A 21,609-nucleotide genomic window follows, 5' to 3' on the forward strand; every position below is an offset into this window, starting at 1 on the left:
AAGCTGTCCGGAAGATGAACGGAAACCGAATTCTCGTCGACGCCGTGGTGGCGCCGCGGCTCACGGCAGACTGTAGCGGGTGGCACGCGACCGGCCCTGACGCAGCACGAGGCCGCGTTCCACCAGATGCCGCAGCACGTAGGTCATCTGGTTCTTGGTCATGCCGAGGTCCTCGGCGATCTGCCTGCGGCTCAGCGGCGTGCCCGACTGCGCGATGCAGTGCAGCGTCACCTCCTCCAGCGTCTGGGTGGAGTGCGGCGGCACCGGCAATCCAGACCGGCCGTCGTCCTGCCGGACTGCCGGCGCCGGCTCGTCCGCCTGCCGTCGCAGCGGCGCGACGATGGGATGCGACCGGTCCGCCGCGCCGCCCATCACGGGAAGGCACCCGATGACCCGCATGCCGGCGAGCGCCACCGCGGGGTCGTCGGTCATGGATTGCACGATGGCCGGGAACGCGTACATTTTCGCGTGTCCGCCGGGTGTCCTGCCGTCCTGCGTCGTGCGGGCGTCCGCCGCAGCCGTGTCGCTGGTCGTCGCCTTGCGCCGCGGCTCGGCAGGCGTCGGCAACGGCAGCACCAGCGCCACGGAGGCCGCGCCGACCCTGATCTGCGGACTGTCGGCGCAACGCTCGTACTCGTCCATGATGCGCCTGATGCCGGTGCCGTAGTTTTCGCTGAACCCCAGTGCGGCGAGCAGGTCGGCGAGCGCCGGGTTGCGCGGCTGGCAGATCCCGTTGAGCAGGTCGTTGATCTCCAGGCCGGGCATGAGACCGCCGAGCGAGACGATTTCGACGCGCGAGGCGAACACGTTCACCAGCGTGGGGCCGGAATACCGGTAGTCACGGTGCAGCACCGCGTTCACCAGCGCCTCGCGCAGGGCGGCCTGCGGCCATTGCCTGCCGTCGTCGCCGGGCTGGTTGTGGTCGGTGAGGAACGCCATGGCGGTGTTGAGCTGTCGCAGCAGCGAGCCGTGCAGTTCGGCGCGGTCCGTGATCGAGGCCTTCGCGTCGCCGTCGAACGCCGCGCATTTGATGGAGAACGGGCACTGGTCGGAGATGAGCAGCGCAAGTCTGGTGAACGCGCCGTTGCGGCGAAGCGGGAAGGTCGGGCGGGTGCCGTCGGCTGCGTTGTCGCCGCCGGCGTCGAGCGGCCAGCGCACGCCAGCCGTGGCGAAGGCCTGCCGCGCATGGTCGAAGGTGAGGTCGGCGCGGCCTGCCGGTTCCCAAAGGCCGCCGGTGGTGGTCGAAGACTGGCTGAAGCCCGGCGCGTCGTCCCCCGTCGCCGGTGTGTTCCCTGCTGTTGCCATAGACCGATCGTATCGTTGCGTTGAGACTCAGCGCTGACGCGGTTCACGATTCATCGCATATGACGAATCGTGAACGGAAAACCGCACATAACCGCACATGAGGGATTCCATGACCGTTGCAATCATGCGCATTCGGCATGTTCATTCGCACATGCCGGCGTTCACGATTTGCCGGGCCGTGAAAATCGTGAACGGTGAGGCGGCTACCATGGAAGCGGATACGAGGTGATCGCCATGATGAAGTCGTCAGGAATCGTCACAGGGACCGGCGTCCGCCGGCAGGCCGTCGCCGGAGCGTTCTATCCGGCCGATGCGGGGGAGCTGCGGTCGCTGGTCGACCGGCAGATGGACTATGGGCGCACGCTGCTGCGACGCATCACCGCCCGCCTGCCCGAAGGGTGCCCCAAAGCGGTGATCGTGCCGCACGCCGGCTACGTCTACTCCGGCACGACGGCCGCGCTCGCCTATGCATTGCTTGAACGCGGCCGTGGCACCGTCACCCGCGCCGTGATCGTCGGCCCCACCCATCGCGTCGCCGTGCGCGGCGTCGCCTGCTGCAACGCCGGCGCGTTCGCCACGCCGCTGGGCGTCGCTCCGGTCGACGTGGATGCGGAACGCCGGGCATTGGACGCCGTGCCCTCCATGATCGTCAACGATGCCACGCACGCTCGCGAGCATGCCGTCGAAGTGCAGGTGCCGTTCCTGCAGCGGATCTTCGGCGAGACCCTGCGCATCGTGCCGCTCAACGCCGGCGACGCGACACCCCGGCAGGTCGGCGACGTCATCCGCGCACTATGGGGCGGTCCGGAGACCGTGATCGTCATCAGCTCCGACCTGTCCCACTACCATCCCGAAGTCCAGGCGCGCGAGCTCGACGACATGACCATCGCGCGCATCGCCGCCGGCCTGCTCCCCATCGGGCCGGACCGCGCCTGCGGGGCGTATCCGGTCAACGGACTGCTTGACGTGTGCGCCGAACGCGGACTGCGCATGCGGTTCCTCGGCTGCTCGACCTCCGGCGACGACGGCGAGGTGTCGCTTGCCGGCGAGACGACCGCCTCGTCGATCACTCGCCAGCCCATGCGCGACCCGTTCGAGCGTGTGGTCGGCTACGCTTCGTTCGCGCTGTGGAAGACGGACGGGGACGGACATGGCGACGAGGGCGGGGCTGCGGCAACGGTAGATTGCGCGCAAGACGGTGGCGACCCCGGTGACGGCGGTCGTGACCACGACTGTGGCGGGTCTGGTTCCGGCTCAGGCGATGACATTGCCGATGACGTTGCCGGCGACGCTGCCGACGACGACGGACTGCCGGTCGACGCGGGGCCGGTCCTGCTCTCGCTTGCGCGCACGGCGCTCGCCGCCCATCTCGGCATCGAGCCAGCCGGTCCGGACGGCGCCCCCGTCACCGCGTCCGCCATCGTCGACGACCATCCATGGCTGAGGCAGCCCGGCGCAAGCTTCGTCACCTTGCGCGAGGGCGGTGACCTTCGCGGCTGCATCGGCACGTTGGAGGCATGGCGCGAGCTCGGCCGTGACGTCGCCGACCATGCCGTCGACGCCGCTATACACGACCCGCGGTTCAGGCCGGTTACGCCGGACGAATACCCGCTGATCGACATCGAAGTGTCGGTGCTGGGCAAACCTGAACCGATTGAGGTCGTCACGCCCCGATGGCGGCTCGGGGACGGTGGACGCATGACCGCCGAACCGCAGCCGCATCCCGTGCGTTCGCGTAACGAACTCGAACGTGCGCTGCGGCCCGGCAGGGACGGGCTTATCCTCGCCGAACAGGGCGGTCGCGGACGCCGCGCGACGTTCCTGCCGCAGGTGTGGGAGCAGCTGCCGGCCCCGCACGACTTCGTCTCGCACCTGCTCGCCAAGGCGGGACTTCCTGCAGGACTCGACTGGAACGACGGCGAGGTCGACTGCGCACGATACACGGTGAGCGCGTTTGCGGAAGAACGATGATGACAGCCGACAGGGGAGCATGGCGTGAGACGGTCGACGTGACGGCTCATGACCCGCGCGCGGTCGGCAGGTGGCAGCGCCGGCTCGCCGACGGCCGCGTGCAGTGCGACCTGTGCCCGCGGCACTGCAGGCTGCGCGAGGGGCAACGCGGATTCTGCTTCGTGCGCGCCTGCCACGGCGGGCGGATCATCCTCGACTCGTACGGCCGCAGTTCGGGGCTCGCCATCGACCCCGTGGAGAAGAAACCGCTCAACCACTTCCATCCCGGCATACGGGTGCTCAGCTTCGGCACGGCCGGCTGCAACTCGGCATGCCGGTTCTGCCAGAACTGGGACATCTCGGCATCCCGCCGCTGGAGCACGCTGGCCGTCGAAGCCTCGCCGGAACGCATCGCCCAGATCGCGCGCGCCCATGGCGCGGGAGCCGTGGCGTTCACCTACAACGACCCCATCGTGTTCGCCGAATACGCGATCGACACCGCGGCCGCCTGCCGCGAGGCCGGCGTGCAGACCATCGCCGTGACCGCCGGGTACATGGCACAGCCGGCGCGGAAGGACTTCTATCAGGTCATGGACGCGGCGAACATCGATCTCAAGGGGTTCACCGAATCGTTCTACCGCACGGTGACCGGCACACACCTCGCCGACGTGCTCGACACCATCGCATACGCGGTCAACGAGACCGACACCTGGGTTGAACTGACCACGCTGCTTATCCCCGGGCTCAACGACGACGACACGCAGCTGCACGCCGAATGCGCGTGGATACGCGAGCAGTGCGGGGCGGATGTGCCGTTGCACTTCTCCGCGTTCCACCCCGCGTACAGGATGATGGACGTGCCGGCCACGCCGCCCGCGACCCTGACCCGGGCGCGCGCGATTGCCATGGAGGAAGGACTGCGGTTCGTTTACACCGGCAATGTGACCGACCGCGAGGGCGGCACCACATTCTGCCCGGGCTGCGGGGCCGCGCTGGTCGTACGCGACTGGTACGAGATCCTTGACAATCGTCTCGGTGCCGATGGTCTCGGTGCCGACGGTCGCTGCCCGGACTGCGGCACCGTCATCCCCGGCCGCTGGTGATTGTGTTGCCGCGGGTACGTTCCGTTGAGAATCCATGACGGACCGTACCCGAGCGGCCGTCTCCGAGTACGTTCCGTTGGAAAATCATGACCGACCGTACTCTAATGTCGTCTACGAGTACGTTCCGTTGGAAATTTCTGACCGACCGTACTCGAGTGGGTGTCTTCGGGTACGTTCCGTTGAGAATCCATGACGGACCGTACCCGAGCGGCCGTCTCCGAGTACGTTCCGTTGGGAATTTCTGACCGACCGTACTCGAGTGGGTGTCTGCGAGTACGTTCGGTTGGTGGTTTCGTGACGGAACGTACCCGTAGGCGGCGATTCGAGTACGTTCCGTTGGGAATGTCTGACCGACCGTACTCGAGTGGGTGTCTGCGAGTACGGTCGGTTGGTGGTTTCGTGACCGACCGTACTCGGACGGGGTGCTTCGAGTACGGTCCGTTGAGGAGGCGTGCGGATTCATGTGCACCCCTCGTGCACCCCTCGCGCAACATACGCGCAACAAGAATGCGCGAAACAGGAGGTGAAACAAGACGTCTTCGAGTAAAACGTCTAGATATGAAAAGCCCGAAATCGTTGGAATTCCGGGCTTTTTGAGGTGACCCCGGGGAGACTCGAACTCCCGACCCTGAGATTAGAAGTCACATGCTCTATCCAGCTGAGCTACGGGGCCAAACATCGCACGAGTATAGCACACGCGCGGCGGACACGGACGCGCCGGCCTTGGACATCAGCGCGCTTCGGAATAACAGCACAGCGTGTCGTGCACGCGGCCCGTGACGCCCTCCACGGTCAGTCCGTAGCGTCGCTCGAGCTCGTCCAGCGGCACGCGGTCGGTGAATTCCTTGACCGCGCCGAAGTTGAGCACGCGCGGGACGTTCCCGCCACCGGCAAGGTTCGCGTAGTAGGCGGTCACTTTCTCGCCCCAGCCGCCTTCCAGCTGCCCGTCCTCCAACGTGACGACGAGCCGGTACCCGTCACGCAGCAGGCTCAGCGTGGCCGTGTCCAGCTCGGTGCACTGCCGTGGGTCGATGACCGTCGCCGCAAGAGCACGGTCGCCGTCCTGCCGCAGTGCCGCGGCAGCGCGGCGTGCGAGCGGCATCGTGTTGCCGAGTGCGAGAATCGCGACGTCGCCGGCCATGTCGCCAGACCGTCGCACGTCGGCCGGCTTCGCATCCGGCCGATACGACAGGATCTCGTTGCGGATTCGTCCGGCAAGATCGGCGGACTCGCTTTCGCCCGGACCCACGTACCGGCATCGACCGTCATACAGGGACCACACGGCGCCCGGCGCCTCCCAGCGTTCGGTACGTGAGAACTCGTCGGCGGTGAGCGGCCTGTCCGCACCGTTCTCGCCGGTGCGCTCCGCGTCGAGGATCCGCTGGCCGGGCACGCGGATCGTCACCGGACCGTCCGGTGCGCCCGGTGCGCCCTGCGGCAGCGTGGCCCACGCGAGGTCGGCCAGATAATCGTCGGTGCCGGTCGGCGCGAGCATCGTCATGCCGGGGATGTTCGCGAACATCCCCGCGTCGTACGCGCCGGAATGCGTGTTGTCCGTGCCGGACAGGCCGCCGAGGAAGTCGAGGATGGTGATGCGCGAACGGTTCAGGCTCACCTCCTGAAACAGCTGGTCGTACGCGCGCTGGAAGAACGAGGCGGTCGTCGCCACCACCGGTGTGCCTCCCGCCTTGGCGATGCCCGCCGCGAACGTCACCGCATGCGCCTCGGTGATGCCACAGTCCACGTAATGCGAGCCAGCGCGCTCGCGGAACTCATGCGTGATGCCGTTCGACCCCGGCGTGGCGGGGGAGATGACCACAAGCCCCGGCTCCGTGGCGAACCTGCGTTCCAGGAACGCCATCGCCAGCCTGCCGTAATGCTTGCGGGAGTCCTCGGGGCGGCCCAGCGCCTTGTCCGGGGTCTGCCAGTGCGAAGCCTCGCATTGGCCTTCATGCAGATGCCGGTCGGGCAGGTTGCACAGGTCGGAATGCCACGGCTCGGTATGTGAGACGTTGCCGGTGGGACGGATGCCGGTGGCTGAGCCGGCCGTCCCTGCTGTGGACGTCCCTGCTGCCGACGTTGCGGCGCCGCCCGTCGCCGCATCCCCTGCGTCAAGCCCGGCGCCCTTGAGCGTGTGGATGTGCACGACGACCGGATGGTCGATGTCCTTGACCTCACGGAACGCGGCCACCAGCGCGTTCACGTCGTTGCCGGCCTCCACATACCGGTAGTCCAGGCCGAGCGCGTTGAACAGGTTCGGCTGGCAGGTGCCGTTCGAGGCGCGCAGCCGGGCAAGCGGCCCGTACATGCCGCCGAAGTCGCCGGCGATCGACATCTCGTTGTCGTTGAGCACGATGATGAGGTTGCCGCCCTGCTCGGCCGCGTTGTTGAGCCCCTCGAACGCGATGCCCGAGCTGAGCGAGCCGTCGCCGATCACGGCGATTACGTTGCCGATGTCGTCGCGGACGTCGCTGCCGCCGCCGTCGCGGCCTGCCGCACGCCGCATGTCGCGAGTCTTCGCCAGACCGCACGCCAGCGAGATAGACGTGCCGGTATGGCCGAGCGTGAACTGGTCGTGGGCGGATTCGTCGGGGTTCGTGAACCCCGTCACGTCGTTGAAATGCGCGGGGTCCAGATATGCCGCGGCGCGTCCGGTGATCATCTTGTGCACGTAGCTTTGATGCGACACGTCGAACACGATGCGGTCGCGCGGCGAGTCGAACACGCGGTGGAGCGCCACCGTGGCCTCCACCATGCCCAGGTTCGAGCCGATATGGCCGCCATGCGCATGACCGAACCGGATCAGCGCGGCACGGATCTCGGCGCACAGTTCGGGCAGCCGGGCCGCGTCGAGCGCATGCACGTCGGCAGGTCCGTGAATCGTGTTCAGTATGCCGGCGGTCATACGCATCTGTCCTTTCCTTGTCCGTTTCCAAAAGCGCAATGATAACGCATGCCTGAACCGCCGGGCCGGCATTCGCGCAAATGGGTTCAACATCTCTGCAATTGACGTCCAGCGTGCGGCCACCGTCCAGCGTGCGGCCGGCTCCCGTCCGATGCCGCCGCCGCGTGGTTGAATGGTGCACGACACAACCGACCACCGGCAAAGGAGCAGCGATGAAGGCCGTATACGCAGCGAACATCAACCCAACCGATCCCCTGTCCGCACTCGCGGTGGGAGAACGGCCCGAACCGCAGCCACGGCAGTTCTGGTCGACGGTCGGCGTGAAGGCGGCCACGGTCAACCATCACGACCTGTGGAGCCTCAAGGGCGTGGGGCTGCCGGCCGAGGCCACGCCGATGATCCTCGGCACCGACGCGGCGGGCGTGCTCGAGGAGGACGTTCCGGCGGCGCGCGGCGGGCTCAGGGCGGGCAGCGAGGTCGTACTGTACACCGTCGTCGGCGCCGACGGCTCCGGCGTGGCGCCGGGGGAGCGGCGCTCCATCCTCTCCGAGCGGTACCAGGGCACCATGGCCGAGCGCGTGCAGGTGCCGAGCGCCAACGTGTTCGCCAAGCCGGCGAACCTCGATTTCGCCGAGGCGGCGGCGCTCGGCACCAGCTGGCTGACCGCCTACTCGCTGCTGTTCCGCGCGGCGGACGTGCGTCCGGGCGACACCGTGCTGGTCCAGGGCGCCGGCGGCGGCGTGTCGACGGCCGCCATCCAGCTGGCCCATGCGGCAGGGCTCGAGGTGTTCGTCACGTCGCGTTCCGCCGGCAAACGCGGGCGTGCGCTGGAGCTTGGCGCCGACGCCGTGTTCGAGTCCGGCGCGAGGCTGCCGCGCAAGGTCGACGCGGTCGTCGAATCCGTGGGCGCTGCCACGTGGGCGCATTCCGTGCGCTCGGTGCGTCCCGGCGGCACCATCGCCGTGTGCGGCGCGACCAGCGGCGACCAGCCGGGCGCCGAGCTGACGCGCGTCTTCTTCCAGGACATCCGCGTGCAGGGCAACACGATGGGCTCGCGCGAGGATTTCGCCCGGCTGCTGCGTTTCGTCGAACACGCCGACCTGCATCCGGCCATCGACTCGACGTTCCACGGCCTTGACGCCGCGCCGGCGGCGTTCGCCCGGCTGCTCGGCGGCGACGTGTTCGGCAAGGTCGCGCTCACCGTGTGAGCCGTGCGGGCGCAGGCGGCGCGGACTGTCGCGGCCGGGTGCCGCCTATCTTGGCAGGTCGTCCGACGTCCGGCCGCCGCCACCCGCGCGCCGGCCGCTGTATCCCGTCCTGCGTACAGTAATACTGTATTGTTCCCCGATACCGTCCTTCCCTTTTTCGGAGGTTCCAATGACAGACAGCAAACCCGAAGTCGCCGTGATCATGGGGTCGGCGAGCGACTGGGAGACCATGAAGCGCGCCTGCGACATCCTCGACCAGTTCGGCGTCGCCTACCACAAGCAGGTCATCTCCGCGCACCGCACGCCCGAGCTGATGGGTGAGTTCGCCCACAACGCGCGCGGCAACGGTTTCAAGGTCATCATCGCCGGAGCCGGCGGCGCCGCCCACCTGCCGGGCATGGTCGCCGCCCAGACCACGCTGCCCGTCATCGGCGTGCCGGTGCGCTCGCACGCGCTCTCCGGCTGGGATTCGCTGCTGTCCATCGTGCAGATGCCCGGCGGCATTCCGGTCGCCACCACGGCGGTCGGCAACTCCGGCGCGACCAACGCCGGCCTGCTCGCCGTGCAGATCCTCTCCACCAACGACGAGGGGCTCGCCAAGAAGCTCGAGGACTACCGCAACGACCTGAAGAAGAAGGTGGCCGAATCCAATGCCCAGCTTGTCTGAGGAGACGCACGGCGCCGTCACCATGCTCCAGCCTGGAGCCACGATCGGCATCATCGGCGGCGGCCAGCTCGGCCGCATGATGGCCCTGTCCGCCAAATACATGGGATTCCGCATCGGCGTGCTCGACCCCACCCCCGACTGCCCGACCGCGCAGGTGGCCGACTTCCAGGTCGTCGGCGAATACGACGACAAGACCGCCATCCATGACCTCGCGGAGAAGTCCGACGTGCTCACCTACGAGTTCGAGAACGTCGACGCCGAATCCATCGACGAGGTGCGCCATCTGGTCGCCGCCCCGCAGGGCACCGACCTGCTGAGGGTCACACAGGACCGCATCCACGAGAAGACGTTCATCAACAAGCACGGCATCGAGACCGCACCCTGGCGCGAGGTCAACAACTTCGAGGAACTGGACGCCGCCATCGACGAGCTGCACTACCCGTGCGTGCTCAAGACCCGCTCCGGCGGCTACGACGGCCACGGCCAGCACGTGCTCAGGAACGACGCCGACCTCGAGAAGATCCGCGCGCGCGGCGACCGCGGCGGCGGCTTCCCGCCCAGCATCCTCGAGGGGTTCGTCGACTTCGCGTTCGAGGCGAGCATCCTCGTCTCCGGCAACGGCCACGATTATGTGACGTTCCCGATTGTGCGCAACGACCACCGCAACAACATCCTGCACATGACCATCGCCCCCGCCGAGGTGCGCCCCGAGATCGCGCAGACCGCGCACGAGATGGCGCTCGCGCTCGCCAAGGGCTTCGAGCTGGCCGGCACGCTCGCCATCGAGCTGTTCGTCACCAAGGACGACCGCGTGATCGTCAACGAGCTCGCGCCCCGTCCGCACAACTCCGGCCACTACACCATCGAGGCGTGCTCCATCGATCAGTTCGACGCGCACATCCGCGGCATCGCCGGCTGGCCGCTCATCCAGCCGAAGCTGCTGTCGCCGGCCGTCATGGTCAACGTGCTCGGCCAGCATGTCGCTCCCACGCGCGCGCTCATCGCCGACCATCCCGAGTGGAACGTACACGACTACGGCAAGGCGCAGGTGCGGCACAACCGCAAGATGGGCCACATCACCGTGCTCACCGACGACACCGCACGCACGGTCGCCGAACTCGAGGCGACCGGCTGCTGGGACGACCTGAAGTAGCCTGCGACAAGCCGGTCTGGTTTCGGTGTTTTCCCGGCGCGGCCGCGCATGGACCTGCGTGGCCGCGCCGGATTCATATGGCGGCGCTGTTGAGTGTTGCTGTGCGCTGTTGCGCCGGCAGCGCCGCCGTGTAGTATCATCTGCTAGTCATCGATGGTTCGGATTGAAGGAAGTGCGTCATGACGGATGGAGTGACCCGGCATACCAAGCAGAAGGACGCCGTGCTGCAGCGGCTGCGTGGATGCGATGATTTCGTCTCGGCGCAGGACCTCCACCGCAAGCTCGAGGATGACGGCGTGCGCATCGGGCTTGCCACCATCTACCGTCAGCTCAACGCGCTGGCCGACTCTGGCGCGGCCGACACGATCCGGCTGGACGGCCAGCAGCTGTTCCGCCTGTGCGGCGAGGACGCGCACCATCATCATCTCGTATGCCGCAACTGCGGCAAGACCGTCGAAATCGATCCGCCGAGCGAAACATGGCTGCGCAACGTCGCGCAGGCCCACGGGTTCACTGTCGAAAGCCACACGCTCGAGGTCTTCGGCCTGTGCCCGGACTGCCAGCAGGCTGACGGCCGCTGACGGCGGTTCGCCGGCTGTGAGGATATGAGGCCGTGAGGATATGCGATTGCGCGATGCGCGGCCTCTCGCCGCGACTGGCCGTCATGTTCCAGCCGAAAACGGCCGCTGAACGGCCGGTTTGCGGTCGTTTCCGACTGCCGGCGCGGGACTTCTCGTCGGAAAAGGCCGCTGGAAGGCGTTTTTGCGTCGGTTATCCACAATGAGACCGTCTCTTCTGGTCGGAAAAGGCCGCGACACGCCGTAGATGGCCGTTTTGGGTGAACCTCCGACCACATACCCCGGTGCAGGTGGATATGCGCCGGTCGCTCCCGTAACGTCACGGACATGAGAGCACATCACATCATCACCGACAAACTCATGCAGGCCAGCCGGTACGGGCGTTGCCTGTCCGCATCCGACGCCGCCGAGGGCAAGGCGCTCCGGCGCCGCGTGCAGGCGGGGCTGTGGACCTACTGCTGACGTATGCGGATCCGCTCAGCGAAAACGGCGGTGAATCCTTCGTCAGGGGAGTGATCCTGGAGGAGGGCCTCCCGGTGCCGCTGCTGCAATACGTGTTCGTCAACCCCGATAATCCCCGCGAATGGTACCGATCCGATTTCGTATGGATATTCCCGGGCGGGTACACGGTCGTGCTCGAATTCGATGGCATGGCCAAATACGTCGACCCCACGATGACGGATGGGCGCACGATTCGGGCCGTGGTCAGCAGCCAGAGCGAGCGGGAGCGCGTCATCTACGCCTGCGGCGCCGACCGGATCGTCCGTGCAACTTTTGAGGAGGCGCTGCAGCGCAAACCGTTGGTCGACAAGCTGGTCGGCGCCGGTCTGCCGCGCAATCCCCGGACCGAAACGGGCGCGCCGCCTGCGATTCCGTTCCTTGTGGCGGGGCAGCAGTGGGATGAGCGGCTCAGGCAGTCATGGATGCGGTCGTTTCATGCTGCTTCGTGACGGCTTCTAGCTGGGAAAGGCCGAAAATCGGGGCCGTGGCGTCCGTTTGCGGTTGGCGGACTGCGCGTTCTCGCGGCAAATGGCCGCAAATCAGCGTATTTGCGGCCATTTGCCGCGAGAAGTCCCCTGTTGGTTGTCGCGAAGGGAAGTTGCACGGCGGCATTGCGACACGCCACAGCTATCAATAATGATAATAATTCTCAATATGTGTTACGATGTCATGCCGTGGCCGGTTGAAGGAGACTCCCCGCACGGGAGGCGCCGGCCAAACAGAGAGGAACAACAATGCCCATCATGTCCGTCATCAAACGCACACTCGCCGTGACCGCTGCCGCCGCCACGCTGGTCTCCGTTGCCGCCTGCGGCCAGACCGCCGGCTCAAGCGCGGGGGAGGCCGCCATCAAGGTCGTCGCCAGCATCAACCAGTGGGGTTCCATCGCCAAGGACCTCGGCGGCTCCCACGTCGACGTCACCAGCATCATGACCAAGACCAACGTCGAAGCGCACGACTATGAGCCCACCAGCCAGGACGTCGCGAAGATCGCCTCCGCCAAGGTCGCCATCGTCAACGGCGCCGACTACGACCCGTGGGCATCCAAGGCCGCCTCATCCACGAAGGCCGCGCTGGTCGACGCCGCCGAAACCGCAAGCATCAAGGATGGCGACAACCCGCACGTGTGGTTCTCCGCCAAGGTCCGCAGCGCCACGGCCGACGCCATCACCGACGCCTACCAGCAGGCCGACCCCGCACACAAAGCCGACTACGCCACGCTCAATGAAGCCTGGCACAAGCGCGAAACCGCCCTCGAAGACAAGATCAAGGACGCCTCCGCCACCACCAAGGGCCTGCCGTACGCTGCCACCGAATCCGTCGCATGGTACCTCGCCGACGACCTCGGCATGACCGACGCCACCCCCACCGGCTACGCGCAGGCCTCCGCCAACGAGAGCGAGCCCACACCCGCCGATATCAAGGACTTCCAGAAGGCGATCAAGGCCGGCGACATCAAGGCGCTCGTCCTCAACACGCAGGAAGCCAACTCCACCACCGACCAGATCACCTCCGTCGCACGCGAGTCCGACGTGCCGATCGTCGAACTCACCGAACAGATGCCCGCCGAATACGACGACCTGCTCGACTGGATGGACGCCCTCGTCGCCAAGTTCGCCGCGCTGTAGCATATGCGCACCCATTGTACAGGGCCGGTTCCACATGCGTGACAGTATGCGGGACCGGCCCGTAACATGCCATATATATATCGGTATATGCTGGACGGCAGCGTGGCGGTAGGGCTTACGCATCCGACGCATGAGGAGATGGCTGACATGGCCGAACAGGGAAACACAGCGTTCAGCGTTCCGCAGCAGACGGCATCCAAGCGAGCCGCCTCCGTATCCTTCTGGCATCAGCGGCGGTATGCGTCGTGGATGACGGCGGACACGACGCTGCGGCTGGCCGGGGCGCTCACCTCGTATGCGCAGCCGCTGATCGTGTTCGCGCTGTCGCGTTCACTGGAGCTCGCCGGCACCGTCAGCACGGTCGCGATGCTCGTCACCCTGGTGTGCATGCCGTTCGGCGGCACGCTGGTCGACCGGCATGACCGTCGCCGCATGATGATGCTCCACGCTGCGGCCGGCGCGGCGATCTGGGCGCTCGCCGCCGTCCTGCTCGCGCTCGGCCGTCTGAACACGCCCATGTTCCTCGTGCTCACGTTCATCGCCGTGGCGGTCAAGGGGCTGATGTCGGAGGCGAGCGACGCGATGCTGCGCGAGCTCGTGCACGGCGAGCAGTACGCCAAGGCGCGTTCCGTCAACGAGGGCCGTGACGCGACGCTCGACCTGCTGGGCGGCCCACTCGGCGGCCTGCTCTACGGTCTGGGCCAGTGGGTGCCGTACGTGGCGAGCATGGTGTCGTTTATCGTCGGCGGCGTGGCGGCGTTCCTTACCGGACGTCCGCGGCCGCAGGCGTCCGGCTCTGCTGACGGTCAGGCCACCGGTCGCGCGTCCCGCCGCCGTGACCGCTCGTTTTTCGCCGACCTTGCCGAGGGCTTCCGTTTCGTCGTGTCGCATAAACGCCTGCGTCTGCTGACGCTGTTGCTGTGCGTCTCCAACTTCCCGTTGCTCGGCATTCAGATGGGCGGCGAGCTGCAGCTCATCCACGTGCACGCCTCACCGTTCGTCATCGGCCTGCTCAGCTCGTGCGTCGGCGGTGCCGCGCTCGTCGGTGCGGCATTGTCCACGATGCTGATCGGCCGGATGCCCACCGGAGCGGTCATCATCACGTCGATGGTGCTGCCGACGCTGGCGATGTTGCCGCTCGTGTTCGTACAGTCGTTGCCGGTGCTGTTCGTCTGCGTGACGCTCGCCGTGCTTGCCACCCCGATGTCCAGCGCCTCGGTGTGCGGCTACGTGTTCGCCCAGACGCCCGACGAGTTCCAAGGCCGCGTGTCGTCGCTGGTGTCCGTGGTGAGCGTCTCGCTGGGCGCGCTGTCGCCGGCGGTCGCGTCCGTGCTGATCGAACGGTTCGGTTTCGGCGTGCTCGCCACGGTTCTGGTGTCCCTCGCCGCGGTCTGCGCGGTCGTCGCCCTGTGCAGCGACGGCGTGCGTTCGATTCCGAAGCCGCAACGGTGGGACGAAGCCGCGCTGTGATGTTGCCGCAGTGACGTTGCCGCAGTGACGTCACCACGACCGTGAATGTCGCCTGTCGTTCACTAATATGTCATTTCGGATTAATCATGTGAAGGTGTCGGCTGTGCCATGCCGCCCGTGAGACGCGGGTGGAACAATGGACACGGCGCGAATGCGCGACACCGACACCTGTCGTGACGTCGACATGAGATCGGCGTCACGACGACGGATAACGAAGACATCAGCATGGGCGGGAACGACATCCCCATGCGGTAAGCGTGAGTGCAGGTTTATGAGCGACAGGAACAATGTGAGTGCTGGCGGCACCCCTGTGAGCCCGGCTTCAGGCGGCTCCGGTGCGGGCGACGACATCGAGGTGCTGGAGATCAGGCGCAAGGACCCGAACGAGAAGAAGCACCGCTGGTTCGGCGGCGGCAAGAAGACTGCGGACGGTGATTCCGGTGCGTCGGCTGCCGCGGCTGCCGATACGTCGCCGGACGATTCGGGCGAGACGCGCCCGTCCGGCGGCGAGGGGAGCGATGCCGGCCGTCGAGGCCTGTTCGGCCGTCTGCGCAAGTCCGGTGGCGCCCGCCGCACGTTCAAGCCGTTCCCCGGCTGGCTGTACGGCGTGCTGTTCGTCGTGTTCGACATGATCGCCGTCGCCGCGCTGGAGATCGGCGTCAGCCAGTCCAGCACGCGCGTCCAGCTGTCCAGCCCGACCGTCGGCTGGGGGTTCGTCTCGAAGATGTGGACCAAGGGCAACTTCGTGTTCGTGCTGAACCTGCTGCTCATCGGCATGTTGTACCTTGCGCTGCTCATGCTGTTCAATCGGTTCTGGATCGCGACTCCGGTGCTGCTCGCCGCGGCCATCATCGTCGCGGTCATCGAACATTTCAAGGTGTCGATACGCTATGAGGCGATTCTGCCGTCCGATCTGGGCTTTCTGAGCGCAAACACGGGCGACCTGCTGAGCTTCACGCCTCCGGGGGCGCATTGGGTGATTCTCTTCGCGGCGTTGATTTTCGCGGCGTTCGTGGCCGTGTTCGTCGTGCTCAACCACATCGACGGCCGTCATGGCCGCATCATCCGGTTCGACAACAAGGGACTGGCCGCGGTCAGCCGCGTCCTGCTGCTGCTCGTCCCGTCCCTGTTCTTCGGACTGTACTGCGCGCAGGTCAGCACGGTCGACTCGTGGGCGTACCGGTTCTCCCGTGCGATGGGCGACACGCCGTCCATGTGGGATTCCGTTTACGACGCGCAGCGCAACGGTCCGCTGATCTCTTTCACCCGGCAGCTCAACCCGATGATCATGGAGAAGCCGGAAAACTACAGCAAGGAGACGATGCAGGCCGTCGTCAAACGGTACGAGAAGGCCGCCAAGCAGATCAACGAGACGCGCAAGACCAGTCTGACCGACTCGACGGTCGTGTATGTGCTCTCCGAATCGTTCTCCGATCCGTCGCGCGTGCCGGGACTGACCCTCAACAAGGACGCGATGCCGAACATCCGCAAGATCAAGGCCGGCACCACGAGCGGACTCATGCTCTCGTCCGGCTACGGCGGCGGCACCGCGAACCTTGAGTACATGGGACTGTCCGGCCTGAGCATGGCCAATTTCGACGCCTCGCTCACCAGCCCCTACCAGCAGCTGGTGCCGAGCCAGCATTGGACGCCGACCATCAACCAGATGTGGGGCGCGCCGAAGAACTCGATCGCCTTCCACCCGTACGAACCGTCCATGTACTCGCGAGCCATCAACTACCAGAAGTTCGGCTTCTCTCACTTCTACACGCTCGAAGGCAAGGACATCATCAAGTACCAGGACAAGATCGACGACTCGCCGTACGTCTCCGACGCCGCCACCTACAAGAGCGCGCTGGAGGACATCAGCGCCTCGAAGTCCAACCAGTTCGTGCAGATCATCACCATGCAGAACCACATGCCGTACAACGGCTGGTACCGCAACAACGAGTTCAAGGCGACCGCGTCCGAGGGCGCGCAGCAGCTTGACGGTGACGAGACGAAGTCCATCGACACGTACGCGAAGGGCGCGAGCATCACCGACGTGGAGACGAAGAAATTCCTGGACGAGCTGGACAAGCTCGACAAGCCGGTCACGGTCGTCTTCTACGGCGACCACCTGCCCGGCATCTACGAGACCGCCAGCCAGGACACGAACAATTCGCTCGCCCTGCACCTGACCGACTATTTCATCTGGTCGAACAAGGCGTCCGACTCGCAGGGCCACGTCAACAACGACAGCGCGTACTCGTCGCCGAACTTCTTCGTGGCGCAGGCCGCCGAGCACATGAATGCGAAGGTGTCGCCGTATCTGGCGTTCCTGACGCGCATGCACGAGAAGGTCTCCGCGATGGAGCCGCCTGTCGTCAACAAGATCCAAGGATGGGACCGCATCCCCGAAGGCCAGGACATCTATCTTGACCAGAGCGGCAAGCCGATGGCCGAAAGCGAGTTCGACGAGCAGACGAAGCAGCTTATGGAGGACTACAAGCTGATCCAGTACGACATCACCGCCGGCGACAACTATCTCAAGGACACCGGCTTCATGGACCTGCCGTAAGGTCGTTGCCGTACGGTATGACGAAGACCCGCCCTCTTATGAGGACGGGCCTTCACTGTATTGCGCTGCTGACCGTGGGCTCAATATCGCCCCCGCTGGCGGGGGCGTTTCTTTGTGTGTTATAAGTTTGGGTGGTGTGGCTGCAAGGCGTACCGAGGGAAGGCGTACTCAGTACGTCGACCGAGGAACAACGCAGCAGACGCGCCGGCCGTATGCCTGTAGGGTGGGCATGTGTGCGGTAGCAAGGCGTGGAAGACGAAGGCGTACTGAGTACGTCGAGTCTTCCGCAACGCAGCTAACGCTCCATGCCCGCCCTACAGGGCGCGGAAGCCGATGTCGTGGCGATAGAACATCCCCGTCGTGTCCAGCTGGTCGATGATGCCGTAGACCTTGTCCTGCGCGTCCTTGATGGTCGGCGCGGTGGTTTCGACGAAGAGGACGCGGCCGGAGGAGGCGACGAGCTGGCCGTCGTCGTTCTTGGCGACGCCGGCGTAGTAGACGTGGGAGTCGCTGTCGACGTCGATGGCGGGGATGTGGGCGCCCTTGATGACGTTGGTGGGGTAGCCGTCGGAGGCGAGGACGACGCCGAGGGTGGCGTCGCCGGTCTTCCAGGTGAACTCGGGGGTGCCGCCGTCGAGGATGGCGCTGATGCCGGAGCCGAGGTCGGAGGTGAGGCGGGGGAGGACGACTTCGGTTTCGGGGTCGCCGAAGCGGGCGTTGAATTCGATGACCTTGGGGCCGTCGGCGGTGGCGATCAGGCCGGCGTAGAGGATGCCGGTGAAGGGGGTGCCTTCGGCGGCCATGGCTTCGACGGTGGGGCGCACGATGGTGCTGATGGCGGTGTCGATGACATCCTGGCCGATCTGGGGGACGGGGCTGTAGGCACCCATGCCGCCGGTGTTGGGGCCCTTGTCGCCGTCGTAGGCGCGCTTGTGGTCCTGGGCGATGGGCATGGGCCAGAATTCGGTGCCGCGCACGAAGCTCATGAGGGAGAACTCCTGGCCTTCGAGGAAGTCTTCGATGACGACTTTGGCGCCGGCCTTGCCGAAGCGGTGGTCGATGAAGATGTCGTCGAGCGCGGCGACGGCGGTGTCCTCGTCCATGGCGACGGTGACGCCCTTGCCGGCGGCCAGGCCGTCGGCCTTGATGACGATGGGTGCGCCGTGTTCGCGCACGTAGGCGACGGATTCGTCGAGGTTGTCGAAGGTGCGGTATTTCGCGGTCGGGATGCCGTGGCGTTCCATGAGCTGCTTGGCGAAGTCCTTGGAGCCTTCGATCTGGGCGGCGGCCTTGCTGGGGCCGAAGGCCTTGAGGCCTGCGGCGGCGAAGTCGTCGACGATGCCGTCGATCAGCGGCACTTCGGGGCCGACGAACGCCCAGTCGTACTGGTTGTCCTGCATGAAGGCGATGAGTGCGGCGTGGTTGGATTCGTCGATCTGCGTGGTGCGGATGCCGTCGAGTTCCATGCCGGGGTTGCCGGGGGCGACGGTGACTTCGCTGACGCTGTCGCCGCGCAGCAGCGCGTGGGAGATGGCGTGCTCGCGCGCGCCGGAGCCGATGACCAGAACCTTCTGTCCCATTGTTTGGGTCCTTTCAATCTAGAAGGCCCCCGCTGGCGGGGGCTGTCCGTCATAGACGGACTGGGGGTGGCCTTCGTCAGGCGGCCGCCCCCAGTTTCATTGTGCACGTTGCGGCATCCGCCAGCGGAGGAGCCGCGGATGTACGTTACTTGAGTACGATCTGCTGGCCGTCGACGGCCTTGCCGATACGGCCGACGAGGTATCCGGTCTCGCCGTTGTCCTTGAGCAGGGCGAGGGTTTCGTCGGCGCGGTCGGCGGGGACGGCGAGCACCATGCCCAGACCCATGTTGAAGATGTTGTACATCTCCTTGTGGTCGATGTCGCCGGCCTTCTCGAGCACGTCGAAGATAGGCAGGACGGGCCAGGTGCCGAGGTCGATCTCGGCGGCGAGGCCGTCGGGGATCATGCGCGGGATGTTTTCGATGAATCCGCCGCCGGTGATGTGGGCGACGCCCTTGACCACGCCCGCCTTGAACAGGGGCTTGAGGGTCTTGACGTAGATCTTGGTGGGGGTGAGGATCACGTCGCCGAGCTTGGCGCCGCCGAGTTCGGGCAGTTCGGTGTCCACGGTGTAGCCGGCCTGTTCGAAGAGCGCCTTGCGCACGAGCGAGAAGCCGTTGGAGTGGATGCCGGTGGAGGGCAGGCCGATGAGCGCGTCGCCTTCGGTGATGGTGGAGCCGTCGACGATGGCGGACTTTTCGGCCACACCGACTGCGAAGCCGGCGAGATCGTACTCGTCCGGATCGTACATGCCGGGCATTTCGGCGGTCTCGCCGCCGATCAGGCCCGCCTCGGACTCCACGCAGCCGTCGGCCACGCCGGAGACGACCTGCTCGAGCAGTGCCGGGTCGTTCTTGCCGCAGGCGATGTAGTCGAGGAAGAAGAGCGGCTGGGCGCCCTGGGCGGCGATGTCGTTGACGCACATGGCCACGCAGTCGATGCCGATGGTGTTGTGACGGCCGACCATCTTGGCGACCATGAGCTTGGTGCCTACGCCGTCGGTGCCGGAGATGAGCACCGGCTCCTTGTAGCCGAGCGAGGCGAGGTCGAACAGGCCGCCGAAGCCACCGATGCCGCCGACGACGCCCGGGCGCGTGGTGCGGGCCACGTGGGATTTGATGCGCTTGACGACTTCGTAGCCAGCTTCGACGCTGACACCGGCGTTCTCGTATGCTTTGGGCATGACGTACCTTTCTTGCTGTTCTCTATGCTGTTGCTGTTGGTTGGGTTGTTCGGCTGTGTCTTGTGATTGTACGTGACGGATGGCCGGGCGGAGGGGCCGTGCCGTCCGCGAAGCCCCTCCGATGGCTTTTCTACTCGGCCGTCACCGGTGCGGTGGCGTACTCGTTGCCGATGTACTTGCTCTTGTAGAGTGCGAATTCGGGCAGGCGCACGCGGTCCTCGGGGGTGAGGGATTTGAGGAAGTCCTGCTCGTAGTCGTCGAGCGCGGTCGGGTAGTCGCCGTTGAAGTAGGCGACGCACAGGCCGCCATAAGGCGCCTGGGCGTTGAGTCCGATGGACTCGACCAGGCCGTCGAGCGACAGGAAGGCGAGCGAGTCGGCGCCGATGTATTCGCGGATCTCCTCGACGGTTTTCTTCGCGGCGATCAGCTCCTTGGTGGTGGAGATGTCGATGCCGTAGAAGCACGGGTACTTGAGAGGCGGCGAGCTGATGCGCATGTGCACTTCGGCGGCGCCGGCCTCCTTGAGCAGCTGGACGATGCGCTTCGAGGTGGTGCCGCGCACGATGGAGTCGTCGATGACGATGACGCGCTTGCCGCGCACCACGCCGCGTACGGCGGACAGCTTCATGCGCACGCCCTGCTCGCGCAGCTCCTGCGTCGGCTGGATGAAGGTGCGGGCGACGTACTGGTTCTTGATCAGGCCCATCTCGTTGGGCAGGTGCGCGGCTTCGGCGTAGCCGGACGCCGCGGACAGCGACGAGTTCGGCACGCCGATGACCATGTCCGCGTCGACCGGGGATTCGGCGGCGAGGCGGGCGCCCATGCGCTTGCGCGCGGAGTGCACGTTGACGCCGTAGATGTCGGAGTCGGGGCGGGCGAAGTAGATGAACTCCATCGAGCAGATGGCCAGCTGCGTCTTGTTGGTGTACTGCACGATCTTGTAGCCGTGGTCGGAGACGACGATGATTTCGCCCGGGCGGATGTTGCGCACCAGCTCGGCGCCGACCACGTCAAGCGCACAGGTCTCGGAGGCGAGCACGTAGGCGCCGTTCTTCATGCGGCCGAGCGAGAGCGGGCGGAAGCCGTTCGGATCGAGCGCGCCGATCATCGCGTCCTCGGTCATGAGCAGGTAGGCGAATCCGCCGTGCACGGTGTTGAGCGCCTCCTTGAGCTTGTCCATGAACGTGGGCTTGTCGGAGCGGCGGATGAGGTGCATGAGCACTTCGGTGTCGGAGTTCGAGTGGAAGATCGCGCCTTCGTCCTCGAGGTGGCGGCGCAGCGACGGGCAGTTGGTGAGGTTGCCGTTGTGGCACAGCGCCATGTCGCCGTCGTGGAAGCGGAAGATGAAGGGCTGGATGTTGTCGGTCGTGCCGGAGCCGGCGGTGGCGTAGCGCACGTGGCCGATCGCCTTGTCGCCCTTGAGGCGGGAGATCTCGCGCTCGTCGCCGAACACCTGGGTGAGCAGGCCGAGCCCGCGGTGACCAATCAGATGACCGTGGTCGTTGGAGACGATGCCGGCGCCCTCCTGTCCGCGGTGCTGCAGGGCGTGGAGGCCGAAGTACGTGAGTCGGGCGGCGTCCGGGTGACCCCATACGCCGAAGATGCCGCATTCTTCGTGAATGTCTTCGAGTTCAGCTGACAAGCCAAAAGCTCCTTTTCAAACTGGGAGACGAGGGGATTAGCTAGCCATCCAGTCTAGCAATCGGCGGCTACATCGGACCGTCCGCCGCGCCTTCGCCAGGGTTTGCGGGCTCCGGCAAAGGCATACGCCGTTTTCGCGTGCGCAAGCCGGGAAGTCCAATGGTAATCATATGCTTG

16 protein-coding genes and 1 tRNA gene are annotated in these 21,609 nt (G+C 66.1%); 11 read left to right on the forward strand and 6 right to left on the reverse strand.

What is annotated here, in order from left to right; translation table 11 throughout:
* Nucleotides 1-60: 60 nt before the first annotated feature.
* A complete protein-coding gene (locus F7D09_RS01545) occupies nt 61-1,305 on the reverse strand; it encodes an ATP-binding protein (protein ID WP_152233686.1) in 1,245 nt (414 codons plus the stop codon).
* Between the two features lie 234 nt (nt 1,306-1,539).
* On the opposite strand from F7D09_RS01545, the gene amrB reads away from it, so the two are divergent.
* Together amrB and amrS are read left to right on the forward strand one after the other, a co-directional pair.
* Nucleotides 1,540-3,276 carry an AmmeMemoRadiSam system protein B gene (gene amrB, locus F7D09_RS11295; protein ID WP_226835837.1) on the forward strand — a complete coding sequence of 579 codons (1,737 nt, stop codon included), beginning with the start codon at nt 1,540-1,542 and terminating at the stop codon, nt 3,274-3,276.
* Nucleotides 3,273-4,358, forward strand: coding sequence for an AmmeMemoRadiSam system radical SAM enzyme (gene amrS / locus F7D09_RS01555; protein ID WP_152233687.1), 1,086 nt, complete (start codon nt 3,273-3,275; stop codon nt 4,356-4,358). The genes amrB and amrS overlap by 4 nt, the downstream gene beginning before the upstream one ends.
* A 599-nt stretch (nt 4,359-4,957) precedes the next feature.
* On the opposite strand, the gene F7D09_RS01560 is transcribed toward amrS, so the two are convergent.
* Nucleotides 4,958-5,031, reverse strand: a tRNA-Arg gene (locus F7D09_RS01560).
* Between the two features lie 57 nt (nt 5,032-5,088).
* Nucleotides 5,089-7,269: a 1-deoxy-D-xylulose-5-phosphate synthase gene (locus tag F7D09_RS01565; protein WP_193312264.1), complete on the reverse strand. Its 2,181-nt coding sequence runs from the start codon at nt 7,267-7,269 to the stop codon at nt 5,089-5,091.
* Nucleotides 7,270-7,475: 206 nt separating this feature from the next.
* Here F7D09_RS01565 and F7D09_RS01570 point away from each other — a divergent pair, with 206 nt between their 5' ends.
* From F7D09_RS01570 to F7D09_RS01605, 9 genes are all read left to right on the forward strand, one after another.
* Entirely contained in the window at nt 7,476-8,471 is a 996-nt protein-coding gene (locus F7D09_RS01570; RefSeq protein WP_152233688.1) for a zinc-binding dehydrogenase, read from the forward strand.
* Nucleotides 8,472-8,640: 169 nt separating this feature from the next.
* Nucleotides 8,641-9,138 carry a 5-(carboxyamino)imidazole ribonucleotide mutase gene (gene purE / locus F7D09_RS01575; protein WP_152233689.1) on the forward strand — a complete coding sequence of 166 codons (498 nt, stop codon included), beginning with the start codon at nt 8,641-8,643 and terminating at the stop codon, nt 9,136-9,138.
* Nucleotides 9,122-10,291, forward strand: a complete 1,170-nt coding sequence (purK, locus tag F7D09_RS01580; RefSeq protein ID WP_152233690.1) for a 5-(carboxyamino)imidazole ribonucleotide synthase — start codon at nt 9,122-9,124, stop codon at nt 10,289-10,291. The genes purE and purK overlap by 17 nt, the downstream gene beginning before the upstream one ends.
* A 179-nt stretch (nt 10,292-10,470) precedes the next feature.
* Nucleotides 10,471-10,872, forward strand: coding sequence for a Fur family transcriptional regulator (locus tag F7D09_RS01585; RefSeq protein WP_152233691.1), 402 nt, complete (start codon nt 10,471-10,473; stop codon nt 10,870-10,872).
* Between the two features lie 324 nt (nt 10,873-11,196).
* Nucleotides 11,197-11,331 carry a hypothetical protein gene (locus tag F7D09_RS11590; protein WP_264371963.1) on the forward strand — a complete coding sequence of 45 codons (135 nt, stop codon included), beginning with the start codon at nt 11,197-11,199 and terminating at the stop codon, nt 11,329-11,331.
* A 74-nt stretch (nt 11,332-11,405) separates the two neighbouring features.
* Nucleotides 11,406-11,819, forward strand: coding sequence for a hypothetical protein (locus F7D09_RS01590; RefSeq protein ID WP_193312265.1), 414 nt, complete (start codon nt 11,406-11,408; stop codon nt 11,817-11,819).
* Nucleotides 11,820-12,104: 285 nt separating this feature from the next.
* Nucleotides 12,105-12,998 (forward strand): metal ABC transporter solute-binding protein, Zn/Mn family, encoded by an 894-nt coding sequence (locus F7D09_RS01595; protein ID WP_152233693.1) that lies wholly within the window; start codon nt 12,105-12,107, stop codon nt 12,996-12,998.
* 147 nt (nt 12,999-13,145) lie between these two features.
* Nucleotides 13,146-14,468 carry an MFS transporter gene (locus tag F7D09_RS01600; RefSeq protein ID WP_193312266.1) on the forward strand — a complete coding sequence of 441 codons (1,323 nt, stop codon included), beginning with the start codon at nt 13,146-13,148 and terminating at the stop codon, nt 14,466-14,468.
* A gap of 271 nt (nt 14,469-14,739) precedes the next feature.
* Nucleotides 14,740-17,028 carry an LTA synthase family protein gene (locus tag F7D09_RS01605; protein ID WP_226835839.1) on the forward strand — a complete coding sequence of 763 codons (2,289 nt, stop codon included), beginning with the start codon at nt 14,740-14,742 and terminating at the stop codon, nt 17,026-17,028.
* A 314-nt stretch (nt 17,029-17,342) separates the two neighbouring features.
* Here the strand turns inward: F7D09_RS01605 and purD are convergent, their stop codons facing one another.
* The 3 genes from purD to purF form a co-directional block, all read right to left on the reverse strand.
* Nucleotides 17,343-18,608 (reverse strand): phosphoribosylamine--glycine ligase, encoded by a 1,266-nt coding sequence (gene purD, locus F7D09_RS01610; protein WP_152233695.1) that lies wholly within the window; start codon nt 18,606-18,608, stop codon nt 17,343-17,345.
* Nucleotides 18,609-18,753: 145 nt separating this feature from the next.
* Complete coding sequence (gene purM / locus F7D09_RS01615; RefSeq protein ID WP_152233696.1) at nt 18,754-19,791, reverse strand: phosphoribosylformylglycinamidine cyclo-ligase; 1,038 nt, start codon at nt 19,789-19,791, stop codon at nt 18,754-18,756.
* Between the two features lie 130 nt (nt 19,792-19,921).
* Nucleotides 19,922-21,433: an amidophosphoribosyltransferase gene (purF, locus tag F7D09_RS01620; protein ID WP_152233697.1), complete on the reverse strand. Its 1,512-nt coding sequence runs from the start codon at nt 21,431-21,433 to the stop codon at nt 19,922-19,924.
* Between the last annotated feature and the right edge of the window lie 176 nt (nt 21,434-21,609).

It is taken from the genome of Bifidobacterium leontopitheci (assembly GCF_009193355.1).
GTDB classification, from domain to species: Bacteria; Actinomycetota; Actinomycetes; order Actinomycetales; family Bifidobacteriaceae; genus Bifidobacterium; species Bifidobacterium leontopitheci.

Excerpts from the sequence above, each read along its gene's own strand:
- purE (WP_152233689.1), top strand. The coding sequence starts at position 8,641 with ATGACAGACAGCAAACCCGAAGTCGCCGTGATCATGGGGTCGGCGAGC.
- purD (WP_152233695.1), bottom strand. The coding sequence starts at position 18,608 with ATGGGACAGAAGGTTCTGGTCATCGGCTCCGGCGCGCGCGAGCACGCC.
- F7D09_RS01565 (WP_193312264.1), bottom strand. The coding sequence starts at position 7,269 with ATGCGTATGACCGCCGGCATACTGAACACGATTCACGGACCTGCCGAC.
- amrS (WP_152233687.1), top strand. The coding sequence starts at position 3,273 with ATGATGACAGCCGACAGGGGAGCATGGCGTGAGACGGTCGACGTGACG.
- F7D09_RS01585 (WP_152233691.1), top strand. The coding sequence starts at position 10,471 with ATGACGGATGGAGTGACCCGGCATACCAAGCAGAAGGACGCCGTGCTG.
- F7D09_RS01570 (WP_152233688.1), top strand. The coding sequence starts at position 7,476 with ATGAAGGCCGTATACGCAGCGAACATCAACCCAACCGATCCCCTGTCC.
- F7D09_RS01545 (WP_152233686.1), bottom strand. The coding sequence starts at position 1,305 with ATGGCAACAGCAGGGAACACACCGGCGACGGGGGACGACGCGCCGGGC.
- F7D09_RS01605 (WP_226835839.1), top strand. The coding sequence starts at position 14,740 with ATGAGCGACAGGAACAATGTGAGTGCTGGCGGCACCCCTGTGAGCCCG.
- purK (WP_152233690.1), top strand. The coding sequence starts at position 9,122 with ATGCCCAGCTTGTCTGAGGAGACGCACGGCGCCGTCACCATGCTCCAG.
- F7D09_RS11590 (WP_264371963.1), top strand. The coding sequence starts at position 11,197 with ATGAGAGCACATCACATCATCACCGACAAACTCATGCAGGCCAGCCGG.
- F7D09_RS01600 (WP_193312266.1), top strand. The coding sequence starts at position 13,146 with ATGGCCGAACAGGGAAACACAGCGTTCAGCGTTCCGCAGCAGACGGCA.
- amrB (WP_226835837.1), top strand. The coding sequence starts at position 1,540 with ATGATGAAGTCGTCAGGAATCGTCACAGGGACCGGCGTCCGCCGGCAG.
- F7D09_RS01595 (WP_152233693.1), top strand. The coding sequence starts at position 12,105 with ATGCCCATCATGTCCGTCATCAAACGCACACTCGCCGTGACCGCTGCC.
- purM (WP_152233696.1), bottom strand. The coding sequence starts at position 19,791 with ATGCCCAAAGCATACGAGAACGCCGGTGTCAGCGTCGAAGCTGGCTAC.